At 66.6% G+C, this 7210-nt stretch carries 9 protein-coding genes; 3 read left to right on the forward strand and 6 right to left on the reverse strand.

Features of this window, described 5'->3' with window-relative positions:
* Positions 1 to 77 precede the first annotated feature (77 nt).
* From F3H26_RS18715 to F3H26_RS18740, 6 genes are all read right to left on the reverse strand, one after another.
* Positions 78 to 611: a hypothetical protein gene (locus F3H26_RS18715; RefSeq protein ID WP_223162584.1), complete on the reverse strand. Its 534-nt coding sequence runs from the start codon at positions 609 to 611 to the stop codon at positions 78 to 80.
* The gene (locus F3H26_RS18720; RefSeq protein ID WP_149777490.1) at positions 611 to 958 is read right to left on the reverse strand and encodes a hypothetical protein; all 348 of its coding nucleotides are present in this window, start codon (positions 956 to 958) and stop codon (positions 611 to 613) included. The genes F3H26_RS18715 and F3H26_RS18720 overlap by 1 nt, the downstream gene beginning before the upstream one ends.
* Before the next feature lie 24 nt (positions 959 to 982).
* Positions 983 to 1186: a hypothetical protein gene (locus tag F3H26_RS18725; RefSeq protein ID WP_149777491.1), complete on the reverse strand. Its 204-nt coding sequence runs from the start codon at positions 1184 to 1186 to the stop codon at positions 983 to 985.
* 85 nt (positions 1187 to 1271) lie between these two features.
* On the reverse strand, positions 1272 to 1982 hold the full coding sequence (locus F3H26_RS18730) for an RNA polymerase sigma factor (protein WP_149777492.1): 711 nt from the start codon (positions 1980 to 1982) through the stop codon (positions 1272 to 1274).
* A gap of 98 nt (positions 1983 to 2080) precedes the next feature.
* Positions 2081 to 2329, reverse strand: coding sequence for a hypothetical protein (locus F3H26_RS18735; protein ID WP_149777493.1), 249 nt, complete (start codon positions 2327 to 2329; stop codon positions 2081 to 2083).
* An 80-nt stretch (positions 2330 to 2409) separates the two neighbouring features.
* Positions 2410 to 4638 carry a hypothetical protein gene (locus F3H26_RS18740; RefSeq protein WP_149777494.1) on the reverse strand — a complete coding sequence of 743 codons (2229 nt, stop codon included), beginning with the start codon at positions 4636 to 4638 and terminating at the stop codon, positions 2410 to 2412.
* A 380-nt stretch (positions 4639 to 5018) separates the two neighbouring features.
* Here F3H26_RS18740 and F3H26_RS18750 point away from each other — a divergent pair, with 380 nt between their 5' ends.
* Genes F3H26_RS18750 through F3H26_RS18760 form a run of 3 tightly spaced genes read left to right on the forward strand, consistent with a single transcriptional unit; the run spans position 5019 to position 7158 of the window.
* Entirely contained in the window at positions 5019 to 5468 is a 450-nt protein-coding gene (locus tag F3H26_RS18750) for a DUF2924 domain-containing protein (RefSeq protein ID WP_149777496.1), read from the forward strand.
* On the forward strand, positions 5465 to 6772 hold the full coding sequence (locus F3H26_RS18755; protein WP_149777497.1) for a recombinase family protein: 1308 nt from the start codon (positions 5465 to 5467) through the stop codon (positions 6770 to 6772). The genes F3H26_RS18750 and F3H26_RS18755 overlap by 4 nt, the downstream gene beginning before the upstream one ends.
* Positions 6769 to 7158, forward strand: a complete 390-nt coding sequence (locus F3H26_RS18760) for a hypothetical protein (protein WP_149777498.1) — start codon at positions 6769 to 6771, stop codon at positions 7156 to 7158. The genes F3H26_RS18755 and F3H26_RS18760 overlap by 4 nt, the downstream gene beginning before the upstream one ends.
* Positions 7159 to 7210 lie beyond the last annotated feature (52 nt).

Consider the following 7210-nt stretch of genomic DNA (forward strand, 5'->3'; position numbering starts at 1 on the left):
ACCTGCGAGAGTGCTGGCGGCGCGGTCGATCAGGGTGGGAAGATCCTGGGCCTCGGAGGAAATCGGGGCGATCGCGGTCATTGCGCACCCTCCCGTGGCAGGATCGCGACCTTCAGCGTGCCGGGCCGCACCGTGCGCGCGGGCTCGAAGCCCTTGCGGATCGCCTCGGGCCAGGCGGCGTATTTGCGCTCGGGCACCTTGTAGGTGACGTCGACATACTGGGCGGGATCGTCGCCGGCGGCGCGGATGCGCTCGACCATGGCGGCGAGCTGCTCCTGGTCCCAGTCGACGCGCTTGGGCAGGTCGGCGACCACGATGAAGTCGCCGTCATCCAGCCTGACGGTGCCGGTGTCCTTGCCGCCTGCACGGCGGGCTTCCTCGGCGCGGGCGGCGTAGCGGACGGTCAGCGCCCCATCGAGACGGGCCTTGGCGGCCTTTGCCCGCTTCAGGCGCTCGTCCACCTCGTGCTGCAGGACGGCGAGCAGATCGACGGGCATCTGGGCGATCTCGTTGGGGTCGAGCCCGGGCAGATCGTCAGGCGTGGGGGTATTGTCGGGGTATGGCATGAAGGGGTCTCCGTGATTGGCGAACTGGTCGAGAAAGCGGGCCATCACGCGGCCTCCGGCTCTTCGAGCAGACGCTCGAGCGGTATCGGCGTCGCGCGCGGCTTCGGCCGGGCGATGGCGAGATAGGCGAAGCGGTCGGGGCCGAGGCGCTCCTGCACGAGATGCACGAGCCCCGCCTCGCAGGCGCGGAAGGCGGCCGAGGCGAGCGCCGCCAGCCGCTGGCGGTCCCTGTCCGGCAGGGTCGACATGCCCGGCATCGCATCGATCCCGAGAAAGCCCCGGTGGTATTCCAGCCAATCGCCGGACGCGGCCTGCCCGACCCAGGCGCAGAATTCGATGTCCGTGAGCGGGCGCGCGGCTCGGATCACGGGCGTGAAGGCGGTGCGGGGCATGGCGGTTCCTCCCATGTCCTGCCGCTACTCGTCGGTTCCGGAAGGCGTCCCGGCCGGGTCCGGGGCATCGGCGTAGATCGCGACCAGGGGCGTTCCGTCCTCGTGCGCGCCGGCCCTCTCGATGCGGTAGGTGCGGCGCCCCCGGAGCACCTCGGGCAGTTCCCAGCGGCGATAGAGGCCGGGAATGCGGGCAAGCTCTCCAGCAGGCGGGCGATGGCGGTCCTTCATCGGCTCGTTCCTTAAGGGGGCCCGCGACCGTCGCGGACCGTTCGAGAGGGAAAAGCCATCCGGACCCGCGAAACGGGACACGCGCTCAGACGAATTCATGGAATGCCTCCCGCAGCCGGCCCATGGCGCGCTGATAGCGCTTGCGCGCGGCGGCCTCGGACAGACCAAGTGTTCCGGCTACCTCGCGCTGGGTGAAACCGTCGACCGCCACCCGCAGGACGAGATCGGCGTCGAGACCGACAAGCCGTCCGACATCGCGGCGCAGGAAGATCGCCTCGGCACCCGGACTCCCAGCCGGCAATTCATCTGGCTCGGCATTGGCGGCGACCAGCGCCCGGGCGGCCTCGCGGCAATGAGCGCGCAGGGCGTCGCGTTCGACATTGCGCAAGACCGTCGCCGCGATCCTGTTGACCTGATCGAGATCGAGTCCGCGCAGGGTCTCGGTCGCGCGTGCGAGGACTTCGGAGGATACCTCGTCGGGGCGACCGGCCTTGCACCACAACAGCCGCCTGCGCACCGCGTCGAGCCCCGGCCAGAGCGCGAGCAGCGCGAGCGTCACCGCGCAGTCGGAAGCAAGGCCATCGCTCTGGGCCGTAGCCACCAAAGCTATGAGGATGCGGTTCTTCCGCTCGGCGCAGCCGGTGGGCTCGTGCAGCACGTCCAGGAGCGCGGCGGGATCTGTGAAACGCCCGAGCACGGGATCGCCGCGCCGGAGCGCCTCGAAAGCTTTCTGGAACTGAAGGGTTGCTGAGGAATTCATGAGGGAATCGTGGATTTCGTGCCATTTGAAGGACATCGGACGTCTGCCTTTCGGCCAGGCGTCGGGCGCCTTCTCGTGGCCAGGTCAGGACGTCGCGCGTCTCTTCGGTTGCAGGGATGAGAGGGGCGCCCGCGTCAGAGCGCAGGCGACGGGGCCTTGTTCAGCGTGCCGCAGCCCCGGCAAGTGGCGACGGCGGGCAGGCTCACGAAATACTCGTGTCCCCGGGCAAAGCGCAGGTGCAGCTGGCCGCCCCGGCGGATGCCGAGCAGCTTGTCGCAGCGCGTGCAGCGCCATTCAGTGTGGGTGTGATCGGGATTGCCGGCCGCGCGGCGCGCCTGGCCGGTCGGGTACGCGTATCCGCGCTGGAAGTCGGGAGTCGGCATGGAAATGCTCCTCTTGCTGTGGAGCCTTTCCAATAGACAGCGATTTGTTCGACCGTCCCGCCCTTCAGGTTAGACGCTTGTTAGACGGGGGACGCCGCTGCCTGTTGGGCGGTGATCAGCCGCCAGTAGCCACGCTTGGCGCCTTTGTCGATGTACACGCCCTCGATGCTTTTCCATGTCTTCGGCCGGAACGCCTGCTGCGGACTCCGTGAGCCGGTCCCATCCATCAGCGTCTTGACCTGAACATCCGGGCTTCCGGCCAGCGCAGCGGCGGCGAGGCGCTCGAAGATCCTGATCTGATCGGCGCCTGTCAGTGCGAAAGGCGGCTTGCCCGGGACATGCAGCGTCGCCGATTGCGGCCCGGACTTCAGAACTCGTGGCACATCGCCACCCGCCGCCAGCTCGCGCCCGCCGCGCCAGGCAAGCTCAAGTCCATCGCGGGACAGAACGCACTCAGCCTCGCCCGTCGCGAGTTGATTCAAAAGCGGGACCACGACATTGGGCCCGAGATGAGCCGGATGGTCCGGGCCGGCGGAAAGCACGATGCCCACGCCCGCCTGGTTGCGCGTCCGCATCAGGACATCGAGCCGCGCGAGCGTCTTCAGATCGTTCAGCCGCCGGGCAAAGTAGAGCGGCACCTCGGCGCCGTCGATCTCCATTGCGCCGATCAGCGTCAGATCCGGATCGATCGCGTCCCGCCCGCCCCCGCGCTTGGCAAGCGGCCTGATCAGCCGCAACAGCGTTTCGTGCAGCCATTCGCGATTGACCGCATACAGATCAAGGTCCTCGATGGGAATCTCGCCCGCCTCCTCGCCGAAGGGACCGACGGCGCGGACCATGCCCGGGCGTTCTGAGGGCTCGATCGCGCCTTCCCCCTCCATGTCCTCTTCCTCGATCAGAACCACGTCCTGACGGTCGCGACGTTCCAGGAGCCCGCCCTCGATCAACTGTTTGGGGTCAAGGCCCAGTTCGCGCAGCTGTTGACCGCTCACCTCGTCCTCGACCCTGTCGTGCAAGCTCACAAGCGCGCCAAACATCGCTCGAAGGTCCGAGGGGGCGATCTGGCGAAAAGCGCTCAGGATGCCCCACTCACGCAGGAGCGCAAACCCGAGGCTGCGTTCCTCGGGGTCCTTGTGGCTCTGCAGGTTGCAGCTCCTGGTACCGGAAATCGTGATGTTGAGGGTGCGTTTTCGCGCGTCGCCCGCCCGGCTGTAGGACACCGCGATGCCGATCCGGCTGAAGCCATCGGCGCGCCGAAAAACGTTCCGCGCGCCAAGATACTGTTGCGCAATCTCCTCGATGTCATCGTCCATGGTCACCTTGAGTAGGAGCTTCCGACGCCACAGACCGAGCCGCACCTCGGCTTCCGGCACGCGGACCTGCGCGATGTCGTAACCCTCGATTTCGGGCCGCTCGAGCCGCAGCGACGTCCGGAATCGCGAAAGATTGTATCGCTTCCAGGTGAGCGGCTTCCCGGTGATGTCGTGGCCGAGCGCGATTTCCGCGAAGGTCTCGCCAACCTGGCGGCGCTCGACGGGGCTGTCGGCGCAAACTTCGATCTGACGCAGCGAGGGCGTGTAGATCAGCGACACCTCGTTCGGTGGGCGATAATACATCGCGCGCCGGCGGCCATCATCGCGCAGGTGGAACACGCTCGAGAGCCTGCCGCCGTGGCGCACGATCACCATGGTCGAGGCCGGATGCGCCTCCGTGGCCGGCAGATCGACCGTGCTGACCGTGCAGGAAACCTCCTTCTTGATACCAAGGTCCTTCCTGAGCCGCTCCACCAGCGTGGCGGTATCGATCTTGCCCGCTTCCAGCGGCATGATCGTCTCGAGATCGACCTCGAAGGCATCGTAGAGCTTGCGATGGTCGCGGTATTGCCGCGTGTAGTGGAAGCTTTCGGCGTCCTCGAAGACGCCGCGCGCGTGCACGAAGGCCCAGATGCTGCGGCAGAGCGGATCGGGCTGGTCCTCGAAGAGACTAATGAGCTCATCGTCGAGCTTCTGCGCGACGACGACCTCCAGCGAGGTGGTTCCCTTTCCTTCGGCCAGATGCCGGATGCGCCGAGCACGCGTCTCGAGTGGCTCGAGTTCGTCGGCGTCACGCTCTGCCAGAATCTCCACCAACCGGTCCCGGAAAGCGTCGATCGCTTCCTCGTCCGCGAGATTCGGCACATCCGCTGGCAGGGGGATTTCCGGCTCGTTTTCGCCGTCCTTGGCGGTGAGCGCCGCAAGCAGCAGATCGGCTCGTGCTTCCTCGATCAGGGCCCGCGATTCCGGGCCAAGCGGCAATGACTTTCGCGGCATGAACTCACCTCAACCAATAGTTGCTCGATAGCGACTCAACCGCAGATAATTGTTGTTCGCCAACCGGAGCACAAGCAAAAATGTTCGCATTACGTTCTGTTTGGCGTGGCACCCGTCCCATCCCGGCGCCGCGGATGGCTTTTCTCATGGGAATCTCCCAGGAAGGCACACCGTGATCCCATGAAACGCCCCAATCCCCTCTCGCCCGCACTGATGACCCCGGCCGAGCGCCGTGCGGAACTGTGCCGCCTGCTGGCCGCCGGGCTGGTCAGACTGCGGATGCGGGACAGCGGGCAACATATCGAGAGAGAAGGAGACTTTCCGCTACACAACTCACGCGACCAGAGCGGTAGTGCGGATCCAACCAACCGGAGGACCACGTGAACACACACGATCCCATTCCCGCGCGCCTGGCTGCGCTGAAGACCATGAAGACGCCGGAACTGAAGGCCCAGTGGCGCGAGTTGTTCGACAGCGAGCCACCGCCCTTCAACCGCCGCTACCTGGAAAGCCGGCTGGCCTATCGCATCCAGGAACTCGCCTATGGCGGGTTGAAGCCCGAAACCGTCCGGAGGCTCGAACGGCTGGGCGAGGAACTCGACAGCGGCGACCGCAAGAAGAGCCGAGTCCGGGCCGATTTCAAGCCCATCGCCGGGACCCGCCTGATCCGCGAATGGCAGGGCGTTGAGCATGTCGTCACCGTCACGACTGACGGCTTCGAATGGCAGGGCCGCCCCTACAAGTCGCTCTCGGCCATCGCCCGCGCCATCACTGGCACGCGCTGGAACGGCTGGGTGTTCTTCGGATTGAAGAGCCGGAGGCGCGCATGACGGACATGAAGATCAAGCGCCGCTGCGCCGTCTACACCCGCAAGTCCTCGGAAGAAGGGCTTGAGCAGGAGTTCAACTCGCTCGACGCGCAGCGGGAGGCCTGCGAGGCCTATATCGCCAGCCAGCGTTCCGAGGGCTGGGTGCTCGTGCGCGACCGCTACGATGACGGCGGCATCTCGGGCGGCACGCTGGACCGGCCCGGCCTGCAGCGGCTGATTGCCGACATCGAGGATGGGCTGGTTGACGTGGTCGTCGTCTACAAGATCGACCGCCTCAGCCGCTCGCTCGCCGACTTCGCCAAGCTGGTCGAGGTGTTCGACCGCAACGACGTGACCTTCGTCTCCGTCACGCAGTCCTTCAACACCACCACCTCCATGGGGCGGCTGACGCTGAACATCCTGCTCAGTTTCGCCCAGTTCGAGCGCGAAGTGACGGCGGAGCGCATCCGTGACAAGGTAGCCGCCTCTCGGCGTAAGGGCATGTGGATGGGCGGGGTGCCGCCCTATGGCTACCGCGTCGAGAACCGAAAGCTGGTCATCGACGAGGAGCGCGCGGAACATGTGCGCTGGATCTTCGCCCGCTTCCTCGAGATCGGCTCGGGCACGGAACTGGCCCGCGAGGTCGACAGACGTGGCATCCGCACGCCACGCGGAAACCGGATCGACAAGAAGTACCTCTACCGGATGCTGAACAACCGCGTCTACATCGGCGAAGCGGTCCACAAGGGGCAGAGCTACCCGGGCGAGCACGACGCGATCATCGACCGCGAGACATGGGACCGGGTGCACGCCATCCTGCAGGAAAGCCCCCGCAAGCGGGCGATGCGAACCCGGGCCGAGACGCCGGCGCTGCTGAAGGGGCTGCTGTTCGGGCCGGATGGCGCGGCGTTCTCGCCGACCCACACCCGCAAGGGCGGGCGCCTCTACCGGTACTATGTCAGCCAGACGGTGCTGAAGCACGGCGCCGGATCCTGCCCCATCGGCCGCGTGCCAGCGGGCGAGATCGAAGCCGCCGTCATCGACCAGCTCCGCGCCGTGTTCCGCCAGCCGGAGATCGTGGCGGGGACGTGGAAAGTGGCAAAGGCACAGGACGGTGGCATCACCGAGTCCGACGCCCGCGCAGCCCTGCAGCAACTCGACCCGCTGTGGGACGAACTCTTCCCCGCCGAGCAGGCGCGCATCGTGGCGCTGCTGGTCGAACGGATCGACATCGGCGCCGAGGGGCTCGACATCCGGCTGCGGGTGGATGGTCTGCACGGTCTGGCGCGGGAGATGCTGGCCGCCGACAGGGGGACAGCCGCATGAAGTCCACGACCACGCCTGACACCATCACCCTCCGCGTCCCGTTCCGCGTCGTCAAACGCGGCGGGCGCAAGGAGGTGCAGCTGCCTGACGGCGCGCCGGTCCAACGCAAGACCGACAACACCCTGATCAAGGCACTGGCCCGTGCGTTCCGCTGGAAGCGCATGCTGGAATCGGGCGAGTTCACCACCATCGTTGAGTTGGCCGAGCGTGAGGGCATCGCGCCCTCCTACATGACCCGCGTGCTGCGCCTCACGCTGCTCGCGCCGGATATCGTCGAGGCGATCCTGGAGGGGCGGCAGGGGCCGGCGATGACGCTGGGGCGGTTGCTGGAGGGTTTTCAGGTGGAGTGGGAGGCGCAGCAACCATCTTTTCACAAGGTCGAATAGCAGGCCTTTTGCAAACAGCTTCGCACGCGCCCATCCATAAACACCATCCTGC

The organism is Ruegeria intermedia, from assembly GCF_900129345.1.
GTDB classification, from domain to species: Bacteria; Pseudomonadota; Alphaproteobacteria; order Rhodobacterales; family Rhodobacteraceae; genus Ruegeria; species Ruegeria intermedia.

What these genes read in the sequence shown, in the direction of transcription:
- F3H26_RS18725 (WP_149777491.1), bottom strand. Translation starts at nt 1,186, where the DNA reads ATGAAGGACCGCCATCGCCCGCCTGCTGGAGAGCTTGCCCGCATTCCC.
- F3H26_RS18755 (WP_149777497.1), top strand. Translation starts at nt 5,465, where the DNA reads ATGACGGACATGAAGATCAAGCGCCGCTGCGCCGTCTACACCCGCAAG.
- F3H26_RS18715 (WP_223162584.1), bottom strand. Translation starts at nt 611, where the DNA reads ATGGCCCGCTTTCTCGACCAGTTCGCCAATCACGGAGACCCCTTCATG.
- F3H26_RS18730 (WP_149777492.1), bottom strand. Translation starts at nt 1,982, where the DNA reads ATGTCCTTCAAATGGCACGAAATCCACGATTCCCTCATGAATTCCTCA.
- F3H26_RS18740 (WP_149777494.1), bottom strand. Translation starts at nt 4,638, where the DNA reads ATGCCGCGAAAGTCATTGCCGCTTGGCCCGGAATCGCGGGCCCTGATC.
- F3H26_RS18760 (WP_149777498.1), top strand. Translation starts at nt 6,769, where the DNA reads ATGAAGTCCACGACCACGCCTGACACCATCACCCTCCGCGTCCCGTTC.
- F3H26_RS18735 (WP_149777493.1), bottom strand. Translation starts at nt 2,329, where the DNA reads ATGCCGACTCCCGACTTCCAGCGCGGATACGCGTACCCGACCGGCCAG.
- F3H26_RS18720 (WP_149777490.1), bottom strand. Translation starts at nt 958, where the DNA reads ATGCCCCGCACCGCCTTCACGCCCGTGATCCGAGCCGCGCGCCCGCTC.